Annotated in this window: 20 protein-coding genes and 1 pseudogene; 10 read left to right on the top strand and 11 right to left on the bottom strand. The window is 65.3% G+C overall.

The features are described from left to right. The first annotated feature begins 195 nt into the window (after nucleotides 1-195). Both M2437_RS14175 and M2437_RS14170 read left to right on the top strand, forming a co-directional pair. Entirely contained in the window at nucleotides 196-1,200 is a 1,005-nt protein-coding gene (locus M2437_RS14175) for a helix-turn-helix domain-containing protein (RefSeq protein ID WP_253387805.1), read from the top strand. A gap of 1 nt (nucleotide 1,201) precedes the next feature. After that, nucleotides 1,202-1,747 (top strand): PilZ domain-containing protein, encoded by a 546-nt coding sequence (locus tag M2437_RS14170; protein WP_253387804.1) that lies wholly within the window; start codon nucleotides 1,202-1,204, stop codon nucleotides 1,745-1,747. 44 nt (nucleotides 1,748-1,791) lie between these two features. Here the strand turns inward: M2437_RS14170 and M2437_RS14165 are convergent, their stop codons facing one another. Genes M2437_RS14165 through M2437_RS14155 form a run of 3 tightly spaced genes read right to left on the bottom strand, consistent with a single transcriptional unit; the run spans nucleotide 1,792 to nucleotide 3,905 of the window. Continuing rightward, complete coding sequence (locus M2437_RS14165; protein ID WP_253387803.1) at nucleotides 1,792-3,042, bottom strand: hypothetical protein; 1,251 nt, start codon at nucleotides 3,040-3,042, stop codon at nucleotides 1,792-1,794. Further along, the gene (locus M2437_RS14160; RefSeq protein WP_253387802.1) at nucleotides 3,039-3,449 is read right to left on the bottom strand and encodes a hypothetical protein; all 411 of its coding nucleotides are present in this window, start codon (nucleotides 3,447-3,449) and stop codon (nucleotides 3,039-3,041) included. The genes M2437_RS14165 and M2437_RS14160 overlap by 4 nt, the downstream gene beginning before the upstream one ends. A gap of 12 nt (nucleotides 3,450-3,461) precedes the next feature. Then, nucleotides 3,462-3,905: a hypothetical protein gene (locus M2437_RS14155; protein ID WP_277570317.1), complete on the bottom strand. Its 444-nt coding sequence runs from the start codon at nucleotides 3,903-3,905 to the stop codon at nucleotides 3,462-3,464. A 1,387-nt stretch (nucleotides 3,906-5,292) separates the two neighbouring features. Between M2437_RS14155 and M2437_RS14150 the strand changes: the two genes are divergently transcribed. Together M2437_RS14150 and M2437_RS14145 are read left to right on the top strand one after the other, a co-directional pair. Then, nucleotides 5,293-5,715, top strand: coding sequence for a hypothetical protein (locus M2437_RS14150; protein ID WP_499006824.1), 423 nt, complete (start codon nucleotides 5,293-5,295; stop codon nucleotides 5,713-5,715). 100 nt (nucleotides 5,716-5,815) lie between these two features. After that, nucleotides 5,816-7,468 (top strand): site-specific integrase, encoded by a 1,653-nt coding sequence (locus M2437_RS14145; protein WP_499006823.1) that lies wholly within the window; start codon nucleotides 5,816-5,818, stop codon nucleotides 7,466-7,468. A 94-nt stretch (nucleotides 7,469-7,562) separates the two neighbouring features. Here the strand turns inward: M2437_RS14145 and M2437_RS14140 are convergent, their stop codons facing one another. Continuing rightward, nucleotides 7,563-8,462 carry an alpha/beta fold hydrolase gene (locus M2437_RS14140; RefSeq protein WP_253387798.1) on the bottom strand — a complete coding sequence of 300 codons (900 nt, stop codon included), beginning with the start codon at nucleotides 8,460-8,462 and terminating at the stop codon, nucleotides 7,563-7,565. A gap of 173 nt (nucleotides 8,463-8,635) precedes the next feature. Between M2437_RS14140 and M2437_RS14135 the strand changes: the two genes are divergently transcribed. The 3 genes from M2437_RS14135 to M2437_RS14125 all read left to right on the top strand — a co-directional run bounded on the left by M2437_RS14135 (nucleotide 8,636) and on the right by M2437_RS14125 (nucleotide 12,001). Further along, nucleotides 8,636-9,610 carry a LysR family transcriptional regulator gene (locus M2437_RS14135; RefSeq protein WP_253387797.1) on the top strand — a complete coding sequence of 325 codons (975 nt, stop codon included), beginning with the start codon at nucleotides 8,636-8,638 and terminating at the stop codon, nucleotides 9,608-9,610. Between the two features lie 396 nt (nucleotides 9,611-10,006). Next, entirely contained in the window at nucleotides 10,007-10,717 is a 711-nt protein-coding gene (locus M2437_RS14130; RefSeq protein ID WP_253387796.1) for a DNA-binding protein, read from the top strand. A 474-nt stretch (nucleotides 10,718-11,191) separates the two neighbouring features. Then, nucleotides 11,192-12,001: an RpnC/YadD family protein gene (locus M2437_RS14125; protein WP_499006821.1), complete on the top strand. Its 810-nt coding sequence runs from the start codon at nucleotides 11,192-11,194 to the stop codon at nucleotides 11,999-12,001. A gap of 524 nt (nucleotides 12,002-12,525) precedes the next feature. On the opposite strand, the gene M2437_RS14120 is transcribed toward M2437_RS14125, so the two are convergent. The 7 genes and pseudogenes from M2437_RS14120 to M2437_RS14090 all read right to left on the bottom strand — a co-directional run bounded on the left by M2437_RS14120 (nucleotide 12,526) and on the right by M2437_RS14090 (nucleotide 18,444). After that, the gene (locus M2437_RS14120) at nucleotides 12,526-13,284 is read right to left on the bottom strand and encodes an HpcH/HpaI aldolase/citrate lyase family protein (RefSeq protein ID WP_499006819.1); all 759 of its coding nucleotides are present in this window, start codon (nucleotides 13,282-13,284) and stop codon (nucleotides 12,526-12,528) included. Continuing rightward, nucleotides 13,220-13,555, bottom strand: a pseudogene (locus tag M2437_RS14115) (HpcH/HpaI aldolase/citrate lyase family protein); the annotation flags it as partial. The pseudogene M2437_RS14115 and the gene M2437_RS14120, both read right to left, overlap by 65 nt. Before the next feature lies 1 nt (nucleotide 13,556). Beyond that, nucleotides 13,557-14,660 (bottom strand): cysteine protease StiP domain-containing protein, encoded by a 1,104-nt coding sequence (locus M2437_RS14110; protein WP_253387793.1) that lies wholly within the window; start codon nucleotides 14,658-14,660, stop codon nucleotides 13,557-13,559. A 14-nt stretch (nucleotides 14,661-14,674) separates the two neighbouring features. Further along, entirely contained in the window at nucleotides 14,675-15,475 is an 801-nt protein-coding gene (locus M2437_RS14105) for an HAD family hydrolase (protein WP_253387792.1), read from the bottom strand. After that, entirely contained in the window at nucleotides 15,472-16,635 is a 1,164-nt protein-coding gene (locus tag M2437_RS14100; RefSeq protein WP_253387791.1) for a phosphoribosyltransferase domain-containing protein, read from the bottom strand. Before M2437_RS14100 ends, M2437_RS14105 begins: the two co-directional genes overlap by 4 nt. Next, nucleotides 16,632-17,225, bottom strand: a complete 594-nt coding sequence (locus tag M2437_RS14095) for a DUF1523 family protein (RefSeq protein ID WP_253387790.1) — start codon at nucleotides 17,223-17,225, stop codon at nucleotides 16,632-16,634. Before M2437_RS14095 ends, M2437_RS14100 begins: the two co-directional genes overlap by 4 nt. Nucleotides 17,226-17,319: 94 nt before the next feature. Further along, the gene (locus M2437_RS14090; protein ID WP_253387789.1) at nucleotides 17,320-18,444 is read right to left on the bottom strand and encodes a trypsin-like peptidase domain-containing protein; all 1,125 of its coding nucleotides are present in this window, start codon (nucleotides 18,442-18,444) and stop codon (nucleotides 17,320-17,322) included. A gap of 344 nt (nucleotides 18,445-18,788) precedes the next feature. Here M2437_RS14090 and M2437_RS14085 point away from each other — a divergent pair, with 344 nt between their 5' ends. The 3 genes from M2437_RS14085 (at nucleotide 18,789) to M2437_RS14075 (ending at nucleotide 21,140) form a co-directional block, all read left to right on the top strand. After that, complete coding sequence (locus tag M2437_RS14085; protein ID WP_253370256.1) at nucleotides 18,789-19,364, top strand: TerD family protein; 576 nt, start codon at nucleotides 18,789-18,791, stop codon at nucleotides 19,362-19,364. Nucleotides 19,365-19,392: 28 nt separating this feature from the next. Beyond that, nucleotides 19,393-20,619 carry a TerD family protein gene (locus tag M2437_RS14080; protein ID WP_253370254.1) on the top strand — a complete coding sequence of 409 codons (1,227 nt, stop codon included), beginning with the start codon at nucleotides 19,393-19,395 and terminating at the stop codon, nucleotides 20,617-20,619. Between the two features lie 65 nt (nucleotides 20,620-20,684). Continuing rightward, nucleotides 20,685-21,140 (top strand): tellurite resistance TerB family protein, encoded by a 456-nt coding sequence (locus M2437_RS14075; RefSeq protein ID WP_253387787.1) that lies wholly within the window; start codon nucleotides 20,685-20,687, stop codon nucleotides 21,138-21,140. Nucleotides 21,141-21,159: the final 19 nt, after the last annotated feature.

Here is a 21,159-nt window from a genome sequence, read left to right as displayed (position 1 = left end):
CTCGGGTCAGCAAGTTTATCACCTAAAAACATTTCGGATCGAACCAAGTCAATCTTGTCTACTGGCGTCCTTGTTATGTCTACTTCCGTCCAGATCTGTCTTAAGCGAATTTTGAGGCGGGATTTGCTGGATATCGGCTTGATTTTGTCGGCGCTTTGACGCCTGGGTTGTCTCGTCCACCACGAAGTTCGACGCATGCAGCCGGAAGTCATAGATCCGAACATCCCGCTTCTGGGAGACGAGAAGTTACGCCGGGAGGCGTGGGTCGAGACGGTCGCTCCGATCTGGGTTTCGACCCCCGATCGCGACAAGCCACTTCCCGATAAGGTGCACTTCCGTGCCTGGAAGGTCGGCGGCATCCATCTGTACGGACTGCATGCGTCGGCGCAGACCGTGGAGCGGACGGGTCCGCAGATCGCCTCCCACGCGGTCGATCACGTCTACTTCCAGCACCACCTGAACGGGCGCGCCATGATCGACGCCTCGTCGGGCGAGACGCCGATCGACGGCGGGGACATTCTCGTGGTCGATATGGCGCAGCCCGCATTCGGCCGAGCGTTCACCGGCGTCGATGCGATCAGCCTATGCATCCCGCGGCGCGCCTTCGACGCTCGCGTGGGCGAGGTCGGCGACCTCCACAGGAGCGTCCTCTCGCGACGCGATCGGCCCCTCGTGCGCTTGTTCTCGGACCACATCAGGAATGTCCGGCATTGCCTCGACGGCACGGACGAGGAGCAACGGACCCTGCTCTCGGTGGCGACGGTCGCCCTATGCAACGCTGCCCTGACCCCGGTGTCCGACAGCGGCTACAACCGTCCGGCGGTCGCGGCGATCGAGATCCGGCAGTTCATCGAGGCGAACCTCGATCGGACCGATCTCGGCGTCGAACTGCTCTGCGCCCGGTTCGGGCTGTCTCGCACGCCGATCTACGCGCTGTTCGAGCCGGAAGGCGGCGTGATGACCTACATCCGCAATCGTCGTCTGGCCCGGGCGATGCGCATCCTCTCCGGCGTGGAAGGCGGCGACGCCCGCCGGATATCGAGCGTGGCCTACGCTTGCGGCTACGAGAACCTGAAGAGCTTCAGCAAGGCATTCCATGCGCGCTACGGCGTGAATCCTCGGGATGTCGACGCATCGTTTCGGGTCGGGTCCCGCTGGGAAACCGGGACGGCGCTGCTGTCCTGGATCAAGGAGCTCTGAGGTGTCGTCGGTCAGCCTTCCGGGACGCTACCTCGACGGATCGGGCGCGGAGCGCGACTGTACGCTTCGCGGCGACACACCCGAGGCGCTGGAGATTGCGGGCGACCGCGCCCCCGTCCCAGGCGAGCGGATCGTCTGCCGCATTCCCGGGCTCGGCCTTCTCACGGGACGCGCGGCGAGGCTTTTGGATGGGACGTTCCACCTCGAACTGGAGGCCGGCCCCGTCCAGAGGGACCGTCTTGCCGCGCGTCTCACATGGCACGCGGGCCAAGCGGATGGAGCATTGGACCGACGAGAGGCTGTCCGGATCATACCGATCCGGACCGGGGTAGTCGTTGTTTGGGACGGCGCCGAGGTCCACGGGTCCCTACGTGATGTCTCCGCGAATGGGGCATCCGTCGACTTGACGCCTTGTCCCGGGATCGGGACACCGATCGCCATCAACCGGCGTCGGGGCCATGTCGTCCGTCACACCGAGACCGGCATCGGCGTCCGCTTCGTGCTGCCGTTGAGCCCATACGATGTGACCGAGGGCATCGTCCTATGAACTTCCGGTTGGCCGGTGTGGGTGCGATCGCGTGAGCGTAGCTGTCAACGGAGGGGGAGGCCCCAGATGTCGGTGAGCCCCCATAACCTCCAGGCGCGCTCCTTCTCGTAGGCATTCCGCTCCTCGATCCGGGCGATGGCCGCCCGGGCGCGCTCGGTCGCCGACAAGAAGGTTGCCACGGCCGGATGCAGTCCCGAGAGGCGACGGCGCAGGATCAGGGCCCGGCCTGTGGGAAGGGCGCGCAGGCGTTCGAGCGCAGGGCCCGCACCGCCGCCGTCACCTCGGCCACCGCCTCTGTCAGGTCCGCCAGCACCTCGATCAGGTCCTCGAATCCCGAGCCCTCCGTCTCGCTCGGTTCCGGCGCCAGCATTCCGACGATCGCCCGCAGCAGCCGATCCTGCGCGTCGAACCGGCGCGCGATTTCCATTCCATCCATGTCCCAACGCCTCCAATGTCAGGCTGCCGATCCGTTCCTTCACGGCGGCGGCCAAGATCCGTTTCCCCTCGAAGCGGCGGGCCGCCGCTCCGATCACGCGCGTCGCGAGGTGCGCGCTGCCGCTCCCGTCGACGATGACGGCCCCCTTGCGCCCGTGACGCAGATCGAGGCTGCGAGCCCGGAGAGCCGCCAAGAAGGTCGGCCCGTCGGCACTCTCGCGCCATGCCGCCAGCGCCGCCCGGCGCACGGCGTCGAGAGGCGTATCGGTGCGTTCCTGCTGCAGCCGCTCGGCGGGCGTGAGCGGAGCGATCGGACGCCCCCTCTCCAGGCTTCCGGACCGCGTCAGCCAGTCGGCAACGTCGAGACGTCCCTCGTCGCGGAGGCGCCGTGCGAGGCTCCGTGCGTGTTTTGACGCCACCGGCGCCATACCGAACGCGTGTTCGACGATCCGGCTGACCTTCTCGCGGCGCGGGTAGTCCCAGGCCAGATCGATCACCGAACCGTCGGGCCGGACGAGGCCGTAGACGCGATGCTCGTGGTGGCGCCCGTGCTTCACGTGCTCGACACCGCAGAACGGCTGCCCCTCCATGCCGAACTCGATCTCGAACAGCGCCCACCACCGCGCCCGCGCCCCAACCTCGTCGGCGATGACGGCATCCGGGTCGAGGTGGACGTGGTAGATCGGCCGATCGGTCCGGCCGCCGAGCGACAGCGCAACCAGCTCGCGCACCTGTGCCGTAAGGCCGGTGCTGCCGAGGCCGCGTGCGGGGATGACGACGACCGCCTCGTTCTCCGGGTTCAACAGGTGCCGGGCGAGCGCATCGCCGACGCCTTGGCCGCGCGTGGCCCCGGAGATCATCGCCGGGCATGCCGCATCAGCACCGGGATGAGCAGATCACGTGCCCGGTCGAGCCCGGCGCGGGCGGCCCGTCCGTCCTTTAGGGTGACCGCGGCGTTGACCGAGGCGAGCTCTCGCACCGCCGCCGCGATCGCCATGACTTCTTCCTTGGGCAGGCGCACGGGCCGGCCGCTGTGCGCGTCGACATCGGATTGCAGCGGCGTCCTCTCCAGGATGAGCCGCCGGACCCATGCGCTGGCGCTCAGCCCCTCGCGGCGGGACGCGACGACGATGGCTCGGGCCAGCTCCGGGCTGACCCGGGTGACGAACCGCTGCTGCAGCGTCGGCCGCTTGCCGGACAGCGGGTTGGTGCCCGGTTCCGTTTCGAGCAACGCGGACACCGCGGGATTTTCGGATTTCTCGGACATCGGCACGTCGATTCACGCTGCGGGATGGGGGTTGGATGGGTTCCGAGGAACGGGATGCCGGACCGCCTCGTCGGGCACCGGTTCCGGGCCGCCGCCCTCTCCCTCGCCGCGCCGCCGCCTGCGCTCGGCCCGCTGCAGGGCCGCCTTTTGGCGTTCGGCGAGAATGTCCCGGACCAGGGACGGGACGGCCAAGGGATCGGGCGGCCGATCGCCGTAGCGGCGGGCATGCTCGGCAAGGCGGTCGTGCGTGGCGATCGCCCGTTCCCAGAGTTCGATGTCGGCCGTCATCTGGTCGGCCGCGATCATGCGCTCGCGACGCTCGTCGACGTCCGGGCGAGCCCGCCATGCGGATTGCCCGGTCAGGCGCCGGGCATACTGCCATCCCCAGATCTCAGGTCCCATCGCCGCGATCAGCGGATCCATGTCGGCGGGCCGCGCCGTCTCGAACGTGCCCATGGCGAGACGCTGGGCGTACTCGCGTGTCGCGGTCGCGAGCGAGAGGATGCGGATGGAGCCGAACCCTGGCGGCCGGATCGAGCGAGGAGGCGCAGTCGGCACTCGAACCGGGGCGGGCAGCTCACGGCGGGGACGTAGAACGACCAGTAAAATTTTAGATAAATATCTCAGCATGACAAGTGTGTGCACATTTCTCCAGAACAAAGTTCGAAACAAAATGAAGCACTGGAGTAATGGCCAGGGAAATTGCATGACCATACTGGTGCATCTCGGATTTATCTGACTGCCAAATACAACCTGTGGTAAGCCTCGCTGGGCATGATCCGGCTACCATCGCGCCTGCAATCATCACGGGAAGCTGCGAAGCGCACGAATCGGCCGGGCCGGGTGAATGAGGCCGTATCAGCCACGTAAGGCCCTGGTGAGCCGACCGATTCGCCGATTTTCGGCGCTGAAAAGGCATGGCCGGAGCGAGGATGTTGCAACAGCCATGGCTTGTGTCGCAGCGGCACATCACGGGTTGCCGCCCCGGATTTGGGGATACCGAAGCGAACGCGGACAATCGGAACTCAACCGAAGCGGAGAGAACCGTTGTTTGCACAATTCTTCAAGATACTCGGACTGGGGCAGCCCGCTCGCCTGATGGATCGCGGGCGCAAGTCGGCATCCCGGCCGCGTGAGGGCCTCTCGACCGTCCCTGCGGCAAAGTCAGTGGGTCCCGCACGACCAGCGCATGACAAGTCGCGGCATGCCGACCGGGGCCCCCAGCCGAGGGCGCAGGAAAGAGAGCCAGCCATGGCCGTCGTCACAAGTGACGCCGTCCAGATGCCGCCGCCGCGGGCGGCGTCACCAGGGCTCCCGCCCGTGGACCCGGTGACACGGCTGAGGGCCGCAGGAGATACGAAGGCGGTCGCGATGGCTGCACGGCAAGTGGCGGAACCGGCTGGCGGCGTTCGGCCAGGCCCCGGTCTGGTGAACGCCCGACGGCCCGATTCCGACGATTTTCAGCAAGTCGACGCCAATCTCAGCGGCCGAGCCCAGGCTTGGCATCGCCCAGAGCTGGTCAAAAATGTCGCAGGGGAAAGAGGCTCTGATCCTTGGGGGGATCCTTTGCCAACGATCTCTTTGCCGGCCTGTCAGAAACCCTTCCCTCCCTACGAGCAGCCAGCCGAGACGAACGAGGATGCCGCAGCCAGCGAGGGAGGTCGGATAGAGATTTCCGAAGCATTCGCAGGAACTTGTCGGCATTCCATGGAAGAGAAGGGCAAGGATCGATTGTCCGATCTTTGTTTTGACCCGAACAAAAAGCATTCCCGGCGCGACCCCGTCATGCCCACCGCAAGTCGAGCCCCAATCCCTGGCCCTAGACTCCTCGACGAAAACCGGGTTGGCTTGCGCGAGCCAGCCGGCCGAGCGATCGACCCGGGTTCCCCCGCGGATCGCCGACCGGCCCGGACCGGAGGAGTGGACCGATGACGAACTGCTGACCCTACCCGAGGCCGCCGCGCTGTTCTGGCCGGCAGGCCCGATCACCACGAACACCCTGAGGACAGCCGGCCGTGACGGCAGCCTCGCGATCACCAAGGTCGCGGGCAAGTTCTTCACCACCCCGATGGCGATCCGCCGGATGGGCCTCGACGAGGCCGATGCGGTGAAGCCGGGTGCGGCGGAGACCGTCGAAACGTCTCCCGAGGCGATGTTCCAGATGAAGCTGGCCGAGGCGAAGAGGCTCGGTCGAGAGCGCGCGCGTCCGAGACGTGCGGCGAAGAGATCTGTCTTGCCCGCCGTCAGCGGCAAGGCGGGACAGTAAGTCGGCGAACACGGGGCGAGTAAACTGCCAGGTCGACCGCCCCGCGTCCGCCTCCCAAAGCCCACACCCGTGTGGGCACAACACGAAGAGGCATACGCCTATGGCTGATAGGAAGCAAGCGGGTGCTCACGGGCACGCCGCCGAGGACATTCGTGTCGCGCTGATGACGACGGCGGCTGCGATCCCGGAGCCTGAGCGCCGCCGGGGACCCGCGCCGCAGCAGCCGCGCCTGGTTCTGCGCAGTTCGCGGACCGACGCGACGCGGAAGACGATCTACATCCGCGACGGAAAGATCGAGATCTCGACCCGCCTGCCCGAGGGCAGCGAGAGCGAGGCCCAGACCCTGCTCGACCTGTACAGGCTGCAGAAGGGGGCCAAGGAACGCGGCATCGTCGCTCCGAGGATGGTGCCGGTCGCCGCGGTGCTCGCCCATCTCCTCGAAGCGGCCCGCCCCGGGCGGAACGCCACCGACGCGGAAAAGGCGACCTACTCGGCTTTGACGACCCGCCTCGGAACTCTTGCCCGCTACTTCGGGGCCAAGGTTCTCAAGGACGTCACGACCGCGGAGTGCAAGCTCTACATCGAGTGGCGCACGAGCCTACCGGACGCGAGGTATCGTGAGGGGGCGCCCGACGCTCCCTTGGCGAAGGTGGCCTCGGCACGGGAGGACCTGTTCGAGCTGCGCAAGGCGGTCCGCCTCTACGCCGACGAGCACACACTCACGTGGCACCCGAACGTCCATATCCCGAAGGCAGGCCCCGGCCGGACCCGTTGGCTGCGGCGTTCGGAGGTCGCACGCATCCTCTGGGCGATCCGCGGTCGGGTCTGGGACCCGGCGACAGGCACTTGGATGGTCGAGACCGTGACCGGTCCCGACGGCGTGACGGTCACCCGGCACGTCTTGCGTCCGCGCCACATGGTGCTGAACCGCAGGATGCTCCGGCGGTTCGTGGCGGTCGGCCTCTACACCGGGACCCGCAACACCGCGTCGCGAGAGCTGTCGTGGTTGGCCAGCGAGGACGGCGGCTGCCTCGACCTCGACGGGTGCTTCATCCATCGGCGCGGTTTCGGACGCGATCCGAAGGAAGGTAAGCCCCGCGCGAGTTCGAGGCTGGCGCGGAAGTTCGCCGCGATGGCGATTCCGTGGCGCGACGCCGACCTCGCCGTCGGCATCACTCACGTCATCCACCGGCCGGACGGTTCGCCCTACGCCACCAGCCCGAGCTGCATCTGGGATGCCGTCATCGCCGATGCCGGGCTTGGCGAGGAGGTGGTGCCGCACGTCCTGCGGCACACGGCGGCGACCTGGCTGCGGGTGGGGCGGACCGACGTGCGTGCGGCGGCCGACCTGCTCGGCATGAGCGTCCAGGCCGCGGTCCGGATCTACGGGCAGTGGACCCTGGAGGGGCAGGACACCGCCGCGGACGAACTCGGCTACGGCAAGGGTCTGAAGGCCGACGTCTTCGTGGGCGGTAAGGCCCGCAGGCCCAGACGGGATCCGGCGCGTGAGGCGAGGCCGGTGCCGGTGGTCGAGCCGGTGCCGGTGCCAGTTCCAGCGTTCGTGCCACGCCGACCGCCGATGCCGGCAGCGGCACAGATCGAGGAGGCGCCGCCCATTTTCGCGTCCGAGCTCTTGAAGACCGATCACATGAAGCGGGATCGCCGTCGGCGCGATCGCAGGATCAGTCGCGAGAGGTCGGCCAAGCAACTCGCATACCTGCGGCGTGACGCGCTCACCCTCATCAGCCGCTGAGCCGACCTTCAGTGGACCCCGGCATCGAATCGCCGGGGTCCACTTTTTGATAAATGCCGCGCTCGTATGCGCCGCGTCGCAATCGGCCAGCGAGCTACGAAGCGGACAGGAAGCGGCGGACGGCTTGGTGAAACGGGCCGGGCGCCTCTTCCGCAACGAAGTGCCCGCACGCCTCGACGAGCACCTCGTTCAGGTGCGTTGACTTGCTCCGCAAGGCACTACCGAGCCGGCCAGCGACGCTCTGGCGTCCGGCCACTGCCAGCACGGGCATGGCCAGCTTCCTCCCGGCGAACGAGGCCGCGAGGGCGGCATCCCGGGGCAGGGCCCGGTAGTAGTCGAACCCCGCCGTCATCCCGCCGGGCGCGGCGTAGTGCCGAGCATACTCGATGACGGAAGCCTCCGGGACCGCGTCCTTGCGGTGCGACCATGCCCGGATCTGCGCCCGGATGTAGTCGCGCTCCCGTCCGGCCGTCAGCAGTTCGGGGATGTCGGACGCCATGTGGAAGCCGTAGTGCCACGCGCCTCCCTGCAGCGCATCGGCATTCTCGGTCCCGGGCAACAGGCAATCGACCAGGACGAGGCGGGAGACCCTGTCCGGGTGGAGGTGTGCCAGGACGTAGGCGGCCTTGCCTCCCATGTCGTGACCGATGACGGCGGCACTCCCGCCCGCCTCATGGTCGATCAGAGCCTTGATGTCCTCGGCGACGTTGCGCTTGTCGTAGCCCGACGCGGTGCGCTCCGACAGGCCGAGGCCCCTGAGGTCGGGTGCGATCACCGTGAAGCGATCCGCGAAGGTGCGCATCGTCTCCGACCACGAGAACCACGTCTGCGGCCAGCCGTGCAGCAGCACCAGCGCCGGACCCGATCCGGCGATGACGTAGTGCAGCCGAACCCCGTTCAGCGTCGCGAAGCGGCTCTCCGCGCCGGGCGGCAGGGGGTGTGTTCCGGGCCGCCTCGTCCCCGACCGGGGACAATCCGGGAACGGCCCCCGCACCGCCCGGGGCGACGACCGATCCTGCGAACGGGGCGCCGGCGGCAAGGCGAAGAAGCGTACGGCGATGGATCGGCATCGGGTCTCTCCCAGCGATGGCGCTGAGGACGATTGGCCAGTCCTGACCGAGGGTCTACGTTCGGTTCGCGTACCGATCCCATAACCGGAAGGCATGGATGGATCTCGCCGCCGCCCTGCGCGCCTTCATCCGCACCGCTGAACGGGGTTCCGTCACCGCCGCCGCCCGCGACCTCGGGGTCTCGCAGCCGGCCGTCAGCAAGCTGCTCCGGAACCTGGAGGCGCATGTCGGCGCACGCTTGTTCGAACGGCACTCCCGCGCGCTTCGGCCAACCGTGCCGGGGGCGAGGCTGTACGATGCCGTCCAAGGCCCGCTGTCGGCGATCGACGCGGCCATCGAGAGCGTGCGCGACGACGGAGGCGCCATTCGGGGCGGCCTGCGCCTGCACGGGCCTGTCTGCCTCGGCGAGCGGCGGGTGCACGCGATCGTCATGGCGTTCCAGGAGCGGCACCCCGACGTGTCGGTTCGCCTGACGCTGGAGAACCGGCATGCCGACCTCGTTCACGAGGGCATCGATCTGGCCATTCGCGCAGGTCGACCGACGGGGGAGGACATCGTGATGCGCCGGGTCGGCCTGATCCAGCGCATCCTCGTCGCGACGCCGGCCTACCTAGACCGATGTGGGGCGCCGCGTGAGCCGGAATGCCTGCTCCGCCACGCCATGCTGGCCACCGATACGGTGCTGGGCCGCGACGGCAGCCTCACCCTTTTGCGGGGAGGGGAGGCGACGGAGATCCGCGTGGCCCCCATCCTGACCACCAACAACGCGCAGGTGCTCGTCGATGCGATCCTCGCCGGCCGCGGCGTCGGGACGGCGCAGGTCCAACTGGTGGCGGAGGCCCTGTCGGACGGGCGGCTGGTGCGGGTCCTTCGGGAGCACGAGATCCGATCGACCGAGCTGTACGTGGCCTATCCATCGGCCCGGTTCCTGCGCCCGGCGGTCCGGGCGTTCATCGACTTCGCGATCCCGCGGCTGCAGGCCATTGAGGGGGTGCTGTCCGACCCCGCGGAGGCAGAACGGCCCGACACCTTGGCTTTGGACGAGTGCGAGACGGCATCGCTACCGGCGTGAAACCCCCGAGGCCCTGGCCGAAAAATAGGCAAGTCGTTGCGCCGGCTCAAGGAAACGGCCCTCAGCATCTCCCTGATAGGAAATCGGCTGGTCGCAACCCATTGATTTCCATTGACCGCGGTTCGATCCGATCCGTTCCGATGAGGTCTCGTCCCTTCGAGGAAAAGCTAACCTTCGTGAAACTCGCGGGACGACTTCAGCCCCTTTTCTGCTGGTTTCGGCAGTGGATAGCTCGTTTCCCAAGGCTCAAAACCGATGGCCCGCCGCTCACAGCTGGCCTGGGATAACCACGCGCGTGACGGTATCGGAAATCGATACCTGGTACCATTACCGTCCGGTGGTTGAAACGGTGGATTTACCCGGATCGGCTTTTCTCCCCGTAGCGGGGAGAGAGCGATGGCCGACCGAGACGAGATTTATCGAGCGGCGGACCTGTTGCTCGCGGAAGGTCGTACGGTCTCGCAAGCGAGTGTGCGCGATCGCTTGAAGGACGGCGGTTCGTACCGTGACATCGCGCCGATCCTACGGGACTGGAAGGTCGATCGGAATTACCGGTCGCGGCCGGGGCGCGAGGAGCTTCCTGCATCCGTCGCGAGGCTGCTCGACGCCTTCGCCGTCGAAGCCTGGAAGGCAGCGCGTCTGGATGCACACGCATCGCTGGAAAACGACCGTGCGAAAGTGTCGGAGCAGCAGAGGGTATCGGAAGGCTTGGTGATCGAGCTTGCCGCGGCGGCCGACGCCGCTGAGCGCCGCGCCGCTGATAGCGAGCACGCTGCTTCGGAGGCCAGAGATCGGGCCGGCCGTTTGGAGAGGGAGAGCACGGACCTGCGCCGTCAGGTTGACCTTCTCGAACGACGGGTCCGTAGGCTCAAAGCCGAGGCCTATTGGGATCTCGTCATGCGAACCGTACAGGGATTGCTGACCCCCGAGAACGGCCTGACCGCGGAAGAGATCGTCGCTCGGTTACCTTCACTCCTGGGTGAGCATGCGTGGGGTCAGCACGATCCAATCACGGCACCTATCCTCAAAGAAAAGATGCGGGTACGGGTCGGGGCAAAAAATTATTTTCGCATGGATGGAGACAATCGCTTCTACCGGATAGTCTGATCGCATCTTGCTGCGAGTGGATACGGCCCCCTGCAGCTTTCCGCAGTCCGATCAAGCATGCCGATTCTTGCATCAAGACAACCAGATGCAACCATCAGCGAGCGTTGGGTCCGGGGTAGGGTCCCCTTGAGGCCTAGTGCACTGACACCGACGAACGAGCCACATGGGCGCTCGCCAACCAACTGCAATAACGGACGAATTTTCGTTGCATGGTGTACCTTTTGAAGGCGTCAGCGCACTAGGTCGGCGACGCTCCTCTGGAGTACATCGCGTGGAAAGCCATCGCCGTGATCGCCAAGGCGGCCTTGTCGTGCCTTGCATCGAGTGACGGTATGGGAACAGATGGATGCATTGGGTGATCCATGGGAATTTACGACATCAGCTTCAAGGACATATTTCGCAACGACGGCCGTGCATTTCTCTCCTCCTTGGGCGTGAGGACGCGGATCACGCCACTGGAGACGGATCTATCGAGTGTTAAGGATCGCCGCCGTCGATTTCCTAGCGGAAATTTCTCCGGATCAGCTTCTTCATATCGAGTTCCAGGCCCATCCGCATGGCTCCATGGCCTATCGAATGCTTGGATACTTTGGGAATATTATCGAACGGGTGGCCGATGATCGGAAATTGACCGATGCTGCCATCGAGCGAATGGAAATTCGGGTCAGGCAGATCGTTGTGTATGCGGGCTCCAAATCATGGAAGGGGCCAGACCCCATCGATCTACCGAACCTGAAGTTCAGTTTCGAGTTCATCGATATGCGGGAGCAGGATCCCGAGCCGCTCCTCACAAGGGGTGACGAGGGTGATGCCGTCCTTGCGCTCCTCTGCCGTAACGGCGCTACGCATGGTACGATTCGGGCCATTCTGGCTCGGATCGCTCAAGCACCGAAAGCGAAGAGACCAGACGCCATAGCTCGTTTGGTGGCATTGGCGGACCTTAGGAATGTGCGACCGAAGATCGAGAAGGAGATTAAGGAGATGGGCATGCAATTCAATATCGCCGACAGTAGCATTCTGCGCGAGCCCATCGATCGGGCACGTAAAGAAGGCTACGAGGCTGGCGAAAACAAAGGCTTATCGAAGGGGACCGCAAGGACAATAGTCACCTTGCTCGAAACGAAATTTGACCCGGAGGATATTCCGGAGACACTGGCTGATCATTTGTCGGACCTGCAGCCAGATGTTCTCGCGGCAATGGTCAAACGCCTGGAACGAGCGCAATCTGTTGAAGATGTACTGGGCTCCCACATGCCAGCCCAAACGACTGGGTATGGTCCCTGAGATCACCGTGACTTACAACATGCTTGGCGCGCGTGCCGACTATTCGCATCCTTGGCGTCAACGGGACGCCAAGGATGTCGTCTCCGGTCAGGCGGATCGCCTCGACTCTCGCACCTGCGCCGTGGCGCAGACGGCAGCCATCAGGTGAGGCGGTGTACCACGAGGTTACCCTCCTCTTCCTTCCTCCTCCGGCCAGTCGGCACCCATCAACAGATCGTGGCCTTCCCTCACCGCGCACCTCATCGGGTAACAGCACGAGACCGATGCCGCCGAGGCCGAGATCGATGACGACGGGATCACGCAGTCCGGGAGTGCCGCTCCTGGGTTCGCATGAGTGCTTCCACCAGTCCGAAGCCCATCCAGCGGAATCCTTGGCGTAGCCCTCTCTCGGGCCATCTCTCGTCGAAGTGGGCCCTCAATGTTTCAAGCGGCAGGCTCCATGTCCGCCCGTCCTGCCTGGGCCAGCGACAAGACTGCTGCTCGATTGCTTACAGCTGCGGACAGCACCCCTGCTGTGTATCCCGCTACGGGGCAAACTCCTTGTAGTTGGGGCTGCCGGCTTCGATATCCGCGACCGAGGGACGGATCGGCCCCCTGTCGCCTTTGGGAGCAGGGAGCGCGGCAGGAAGGTCGATGGGGCGAAGACCATGACAGCGCGTCCGCTCGACCATAGAGGTCGCCCAGGCGCGGTGAGTGGCGGGCTCGCACATGGCGCCTCCATGCCGGAAGACGGCCGGAGCGCCGGGAGCGAGGATGAGCTGGGCTGCGTCGAGGTCCTGCTCTCGCACCGCGAAGGCGGCGTGGATCGACGGGATCTGCGAGGGGTGGATGGCGGTCTTGCCGACAAACCCCCAGGCAACGTCCTCCGCAACTTCGCGATCCAGGGTCTCCGGGTCGTCGATGATCTCGTGCACGGGCGCCGTGATGTGGAAGCCCGCCGGGACCATCAGGTTCACCAGGTTGGCGAGCACGCTCCGCAGCGGGCCGTCATAGACAGTCCTACCGCGGCTACGGCGCAGCCCGAGGCAGGCCATGAGGTCGTTCCCCCCCACCCTCAGAGCCAGGATCCGTCCATCGGCGTCCGCAATCAGTTCGTCGCGCAGGTCGCGCACCGCGACGGGGTCGAGGATCTCCGCGGTTTCAAGGGTCGGCATCAGCCGCAGCGCAGTCCCCGAAACCGCGGCTGCCCAAGCCTTGACCTGCCCAGGGCCTGACCTTCGGGCAGACGAAACCGTCCAAGGACTCGATGCCGGATAGCCCGGCGATGGTAGAGGCCATTTCAAGGTTGCGCGGTCGCACGAACACGAGAGGGGTAGCTCCGTGGTCGCGTTCGGAATTCCGAAGGTCCGACAAAAGATTCGAGAGGCGGAGGAGCCCCTCCGGAACGTCCCTGTCCGCAACAGCGTCTTCAAGGCAGAGAACCACCGAGCGAAGCCCCTCCAACTTTCGGCCGAGGGCGACGTCGACCGCGTTTGCATGAATCATCGGTACGTAGAGGGTTGCCCCGAGTGCGTAGGGGTGGACCTGGCGCAAGGCTGGTGCGTCGGGGGCCATGTCAGTCGACCTTCCGGATCAAGGTGATCGCCCTGTAGGGGCCGAGGGCAGAACCAAGCACGTCGAGTGTGACGCCGGATGAGCTCGCGAGGGCCACCAGGGGAGCGAGATCCGGCTCGCCGGGATCGGTGATCAGGACGCGCTCGGGAACGCGCCGCAGGACCGCCCGCGTCGCCTCGGCGATGCCCGGCTTGATCCGGTTGCGGTCCATGACCCCGAACCGGGCGACGACCGAGGCGACGGCTTCCTCGGCGGCGGATCGCGCCGCGAACCGATCTGCATCCGTCCACTCCGCCGGCTCGACCGAGCCCAGGGCAGCCTGGACGTGGGGCCATACCGTATCGACGAAGGTGCGGGAGACATCGTGTTCGGCGAGATGGGATTGCACGGCGCAGGCGTGAAACTGACCGGGCCCCACCAGGGCGTCATTGAGAACGCTTCGGCTGGTCAGACCCGAAACCGTGGCTCCGAGGATGCCGGACGGGATGAGCCAGTCCTCGCCGGAGGCCGACAACCATGCCCGTCCGGCCGCGTCGGCCAGGGTCACGAGCCGCGGGGAGAGGGTGGGATGCCCTGCAAGGCTCGCCGCGAGTTCGCTCGCAATGGCTCCCTTGCCCGTCCACCCGTCGACGAAGACGAGACCATCGGCCGGTCGGCGGGCGAGGACATGGTCGAGGGCGACCGTGTCGATGCCTCTGTCGCGCACGATCGAGATGCCGAAGTGAGCCACGTCGGCTCCGAGTTCGACGAGCGCGCGTCGCAGGAGGACACCGAGGGGGACGCCCGCGCGCACGAGGCTGACCAGCGTCACGGGCTGCCCCGTTCCCTGGAACAAGGCGAGGGCAAGCGCGGCCGTGTCTCGGCCGAAGCGTCGCGCACCGGTATCGAGAGCGGAGTGGTAGAGTGCCGCGTAGGCGGGTGAGGGGGCCGTCTCTGCGCTGAGCATCTCCGAGTAATGCCGCTGCCCGGACTGAATGAGCCGCTCCTTCTCCGCGATGCCGACAGGCGTGATCGCGATCGGTCTGAGCAGAAACTCGACATCGGGTGGGGCGTAGCTGCCGTGAAATCCAGCAGCATGCGCGGCAACGACGTTGCGGGCGTTCATCGCGTCACCGCTTCCTACATCGGGTTATCGAGGGGCGGCCGCCCGGCTTGCCGAGAAGCTCGATCCTGTTCCACGAAGATGCCGGCCAGCAGGTCGGCCAACTGGCCACGAGAAGGCGTCGCCATCAGGTCGCAGAGTGCCATGAACCCGAAATCCGAGATCGAGTCGCCGATCCCGACAATCAACCGCCCTGGATCCAAGCGGCGCGCGTCATCCACGAGGCGTTCGCACGCCGAGCGCTTGGAAATGCAGGCCGGGATGTAGGCCATGTTGTTGCCGTTGCGGTGAAGGGTCCACCCCGCCGGGGCGGCTAGCGCATCGGCGAGTGCGGCGAGCCCATTTCCGTTCTCGTCGGCGTTATCCTTGAAGACGGCGTAGGCGCCGATCCCGTCCTCTTCGACGATCCATGAGCGGAGCCGTAGCCCGGTTTCGAGAGCGATTTGCCGCCCGCGGGCGAGGAGGAAATCCAGGTCACTCCTTGCGGCGGCAAGCCCTCGCGCGACTTCGGCACGCCATGCGGTATCCACCTGCCCGCCCGGCAACAGCACGACAGCGCCATTCGCGAGAACGGCACCATGCGGAAATGGAAGCCTGACCCGCGCGAACGCCTCGCTTCCTCGCGCCGTGACCGGAACGAGCTCGGTCGTCTCGCTGAGCCACATGAAGAGACTGGATTGGGAGCGCGTCGCGTAGGAGTGGCGCCCGTTGGACGCTTCTGCGGTCAACGTAAGATGCCCAGCCTCCGCGGACGGGCATTTCCGTCCCGATTGGAAGAGCGTGTCGTCGAGATCCACGAGAACGAGGGGGCGGATCATGCGGCGGCCTCGGACAGGATGGTGAGGGCAGGGCCGAGAGCGCGCACGAATGCCGGATCGACACAGTCCGCGGCAGTTTCGGTGCAAAGCAAGACGCGGTCGTACGCGGCCGGATCGACGTTGTAGGCGAAGTTCGGGATCCCGATGCCGTACGAGTCCCGAAAGCACAGGGCCGAGCCGATGGCATGGCCAAGGGCAATGGGCGAACGCGTCACGGCCGAGAAACAGACATGACACCCGGCCGCTTCCAGCGCCTCGGCGATGAGGAAGGGGCGCCAGACATGCTCACTCGTTCCCAGTACGAGGATGCGGTCGCCGGACTTCAAGTCGGGGACGGCCGCGATGTCGGCATGACGGTGGATGCCCAACCGCCCCCAATCACGGCTTGGGTTCAAAGGGAAGGTACCGGACGCCGTCACGTTGACGTGGGGCATGCACGGGACGGATGCACCGGCGCATGGCGTCCAGGTAAAGCGTCCCGAAAGCAGGCTCGCGATGTCGACCCGCTCCCCCCAATCCTCACCGGCCCTACCGCCAGACCAGTCCGTGATGGTAGCGAGCACGACCCTGCGAATACCTCCGAGGCCTGCTTCGCCGAGTGACGCGCGCAGGTTGGAGAGCGTCCGGCCGGTGGTGATTTCGTCATCCACAAGGATGAGGGACCGCGCTTTGGCAACCATGTCGCGCAAGGTCGCGGCGATGGGTTGGTGTACGAGGTGGGACGTCGCGTGACTGTGGTCCTCGGAGAACCGGGCGAGGATCGGCCCGCCGAGCGGGTGTCGCGTGCTGGGGAGATAGACCGCATCGTCCCGCCCGGTGAGACGACACCACTCCCTGTGCACGCCAGCACCCAAGCCGATGGCGGTCTCGGCCATCCCCATCACCAACACGGGTCCGGGAAGGTCGAAGGGTACCTTCGCCGCTAGGCTGGCGAAGGTCGACCGCATGACGGCGGGGGCAACTGGGATATGACGGCCCAGTACGCGTGACACGAAGAGGAACGCTCGCTTCGGATTCCGCCGCTGGGCGAAGCCGAAAAGATCCTCGGGTGGGACATCCGAGGCATGGACTTCAACCGCAATACGCCCCGTGGGCAGGTCGGCATGGAGGTCGACGCGGAAATCCGCTGTGAGCGGCTGCTTGAGGGCGGTCTCGATCACTGGGGGATCCTGCGAACGGCTTCCGGCGGCGCGATCCGCAGATGTCGCCAGCGGCGATACAGGTAGGCGAGCCAGACGATCGCGGCGGCGAGGGCGGTAAAAAAGGCGATGTTGAACCACGGAATAGACACGTAGCCACGCGGGACGCGGCGAATAGCCGTAACATTTGGGAACATCGAGAGAAGGTTCACCCTCCAGCCATAAGACGTGACAAGTGCGTAGTTGCCATCCCGCGATGCGTCAGAGGCGATTGACACTGCGGTCGACTGAACATCGGCCGAATTGAATTTAAAATAGAATGGAAAGCCCCAGCCGGTATCCTCGTTGTGGTATACGTGCTGTCGCCGTGTATCCGGATCTTCGGTGAAGATCTGGTAGACCCCCGTCGTTCGATCCTTCTTGCCATGCCCTTGCAGATAAACGTCCGAGTTCAGCACCCGAACGAGGCGATAGGTCGGCAGGTAAAAGTCCAACGCGAGCCCTATGGGGGCCATGACGATCACGGCTGCCGCAGCGAGAGCGATGCGGCGGCTTGCCTTGCTTCGGGGAACTCGAATTCTCATGAAGCGCGCACCCTGTCGTCCGGCCATACGCGAGCAGTAGGCTCCGCTGCTGTCACGTGTGTGCTGCCAAACGGCATCTGGAAGGGCGTTTCCTCGAAAATTGCGGTACGGGTCATGACTGTCACCGTCTCGCCTCCAATCGCCACACGGCACCGCGTGTGATACGGGCGACGCCCGCCACATCAGCCTCCGGCCGGTCGTCGTTCGCCAACAAAGCGCTGCGGCCGGCAGCCTCTACGAGGGCTTGAGCGAGGCTGCCCCGTACAGCGAAGTTCACGTTCTGCACCCCTTGGAGCGAAGCCGTCACCACGCCGATGACGCGGCCTCTGGTATCGAGGACAGGTCCCCCGCTCGATCCACCTTGGATTGGCGTCGTGATCTGTAGGATCCGCGCATCCTCCGATGGACCGAGGAGCCCGGACACCGATCCATTTGCGACCTGGGGGCCCGCCCCCAGGAAACCGGCGAGCGGATAGCCCAGGGTGATCGCCGTCTCGCCAAGAGATGGACCGTGACCGGTCCGGAACGGCAGCGGTGTGCCAGCGACATCGGCCTGCAGGCGCACCAGCGCGAGGTCGCAATTGGCATCGATGATGACAGGCTCTACCGCCGTACGCCCCTCGAACCCCGCAGCCACGAGAGCGCGCGCACCTTCGACGACGTGAGCATTGGTGATCATCAGCCCCGGAGCGACCAGAAAGCCGGTACCGGTCCAGGCGGGGGCTCCGGCAGACCTCTCGTCGGACGGGGGTGGAACGGGTGGAAGCGGCACCGGCTCACCATCGTCGTCGATGATGACGCCATGGAGCCGCCCCAGATGGGCAAGACCGCGCGAGGTGCCTTCGGAGAGTGCTCGCAGCTTCCAACCACCCCCATGCCGATAAAGGCGGGCAAAGACGATCGCGGTAAGGCGCCCGACATCAGCGGCAGGCGTCAAAACGGATCCATCGACGGTGAACCGAGCTTCGGCGGCAGCAGATAAGGTTCGCACACCACGCACCGCGTACACGACAAGAAGAACGCTGTCCGTGCCGGTTCCGAGCGCTTCGAGATCGACCTCGCGACACCCAGCGCCAAAATCCAGCAGATAATGACGTGGTGGCGAGCCAAAATGCCAAGGCAGAGCTGGCGACGGGCCCTGCGGGATCGCTGCCAGAGCGAAGCCTGATGGGAGGCCTATTGCCTCGAACTGGACGCGGGGGGCCGCGATAGGACGGTTCTGGCCGATAATGAGGCTCGTGCCCATGCTACGCCCTCAGGCGACGAAAGTGATCCATCGCCGCGTTTGATGCCCCACGACCAGCAACGCGATGCCATATCGTTACATCAAGAAGCAATGCTCGCGCGTAGCAGCGATCAAATTCATTAAATAGATGCATTTTTGCAATCGGGCTCCTGGTGTCGTTTTGACAATTGGGTCAATGCGCCTATCAAATGATCATTAAAACATCGCAGTGCTTGTGTGAATTTAGAAAAACAACGCCAGTAAGCAGCTTGACAGGACAATACAACCAAGTAGGTTTCGCCCGCAAGCGGCCGTGGGTAGCGATCCCTGAGCCGTATCGGGGTTGGGGCGCGATGGCCGTTTCGTTGACCAAGGGCAGTTCGATCTCGCTCACCAAGCAAGCTCCAAGTCTCGCAAGGATCAGTATGGGCCTCGGGTGGGATCCCGCGAAGAAAGGTGGCGGGTTCCTAGGCAAGCTTTTTGGCGGCGGCGGCAGCGATTCCATCGACTTGGATGCCTCTTGCCTAGCCTTCGCAGGCGGGCGCCATGTCGATACCGCCTATTTTGGCCGCCTCGACATCCTTGGTGGCGCGATCCACCACAATGGCGACAATCTGACGGGCGACGGCGATGGCGACGATGAGGTGATCGATATCGACACCACGCGCCTACCTGCGGAGATCGACGCCCTCGTTCTGACCGTGAACTCCTTTCGCGGCCAGACCTTCGATGAGGTCGACAACGCCTTCTGCCGGGTCGTGGACCAATCCAATGGCAGGGAGCTCGCTCGCTTCACTCTGGCGGAGAAGGGGCGCCACACCGGCGTCGTCATGGCCGTCCTCCGTAGGGCCGGCAGCTCGTGGGACATGCAGGCGATAGGCCGGTCCGCACACGGACGTACGGCGGCCGATCTTGTCGGGCCTGCCCGGGAATGTCTCTGAGCCGGGTCCCCTCAGGAAGAGCGCCGACATGACCACTCTCACGATGGGCGGGAACGCCCCTGTGCCCAGCGGCGACCTCATGGTTGTCGTGGAATGGGCTTCGACACCGGGGCTCGACGAAATCGACGCAGCCGCCTTCCTGCTTGGCGCGGACGGGCGCGTGTCGGGTGACGCGGACATGATTTTCTATGGCCAGAAAGGCGATGGCGCCGTTCGCTTCGAGCGCGTACCCGGCCATGTGCCCGACCGCGACGCTTCCGTCTTCCACATCAAGACGGCGCTACTCCCGGATCGCGTCCAGCGGGTGGCATTCAGCGGGACGATACACGGTGCCCGGGAAACCGGGATGCATTTCGGAAAGATCGCAGGCCTCCGCATCTCCGTTCAATCGGCACAAGGCGATGCTGTCGCATTCATTCCACCTCCGGCCTCCAACGGCGAGACCGCGTTGGTTCTCGGCGAACTCTACCGCCGGGACGCAGGCTGGAAGTTCAAGGCGGTCGGACAGGGTTTTGCCAGCGGCCTTGCCTCTCTTGCGAGTGCCTACGGCGTCGACGTGGAGGATGCCGCAGTTGCATCTCCGCCGCCGGCACCCAAGCCGCAACCTGTCGCCCCTGCACCCGTCTCGCCACCGACACCGAAGCCGATCAATCTTTCCAAGGTCAGCTTGACCAAGGAACGTCCGACCGTTTCGTTGGAGAAGCGGTCGGACTACGGAGATGTGACGGTCAACCTCAATTGGAGCAGGGCAAAGACCGGCGGACTTTCCGGGCTGCTCCAGCGCGGTGGTGGCGGGATCGACCTGGATCTCGGTTGCCTCTACGAGTTGACCGACGGATCGATCGGTTGCGTCCAGGCGCTGGGGAACAGTTTCGGCCGGCTCGACCGGGAGCCATTCGTGGCCCTCGATTCCGACGACCGCTCCGGCGCTTCCGTCGACGGCGAGTGGATGCGGGTGAACGGCCGGTACTTCACCAACATCCAGCGCCTGCTCGTTTTCGCTTTCATCTACGACGGCGTGCCCAACTGGGCTCGCACCGACGGTGTGGTGACCGTGCGGGTCCCGGGCGAAGGCCCCGTCGAAGTTCGTATGGAAGAGGGATCGAACGCCAAACGCATGTGCGCCGTGGCGTTGATCGAGAACGACGCAGGCCGGATGCGGATCTCCCGGGAGGTCGCGTACTTCCGAGGGCACGACGACATGGATACCGCTTATGGCTGGGGGCTACGCTGGAAAGCGGGTTCGAAGAACTGAATTAACTCGCCGCCTGACAAGTTTTCGCGGCGGACACACGCAACGTTTCGAGGGATAGCGGAACGATGAGCGCACTGAATTGGATCAAGGCACAAGGCGAGGCAGCATCGTCTGCGCTCAAGGGCGAAATCGCCCGCTTCAATAATCGAAAGTTCATGCAGGGCGCAGTCGCCATCGGGGTGGCCATCGCCGCGGCGGACGGAACTATCGACCAGGACGAGAAGCGCAAGCTTTATGGCGTGTTCCAGAACCTGGAGGCTTTGAAGGCTTTCAAATGGGACACCGTGCAGCCGCTCTTCGATGAGCTGAAGGGCAAGTATGACTTCGACGCCGAAATCGGTCTCGCAGAGGCGATGAAGTACGTCGGGGCACTTCGCAATGACCCAGCCGCGGCCCGCCAGCTGATCCGTATCGGCATCATGGTCGGCGGTGCGGACGGCACCTTCGACGCCAAGGAGAAGGACGTGGTGCGTAAAGCCTGCCGTGAGCTTGGCCTGTCGCCGGCCGACTTCGAACTTTGAAAGGGTGAAGAGGGGACCC

Source organism: Methylorubrum pseudosasae, assembly GCF_029504475.1.
GTDB classification, from domain to species: domain Bacteria; phylum Pseudomonadota; class Alphaproteobacteria; order Rhizobiales; family Beijerinckiaceae; genus Methylobacterium; species Methylobacterium extorquens.
This window is presented reverse-complemented; position numbering and strand designations above follow the sequence as displayed.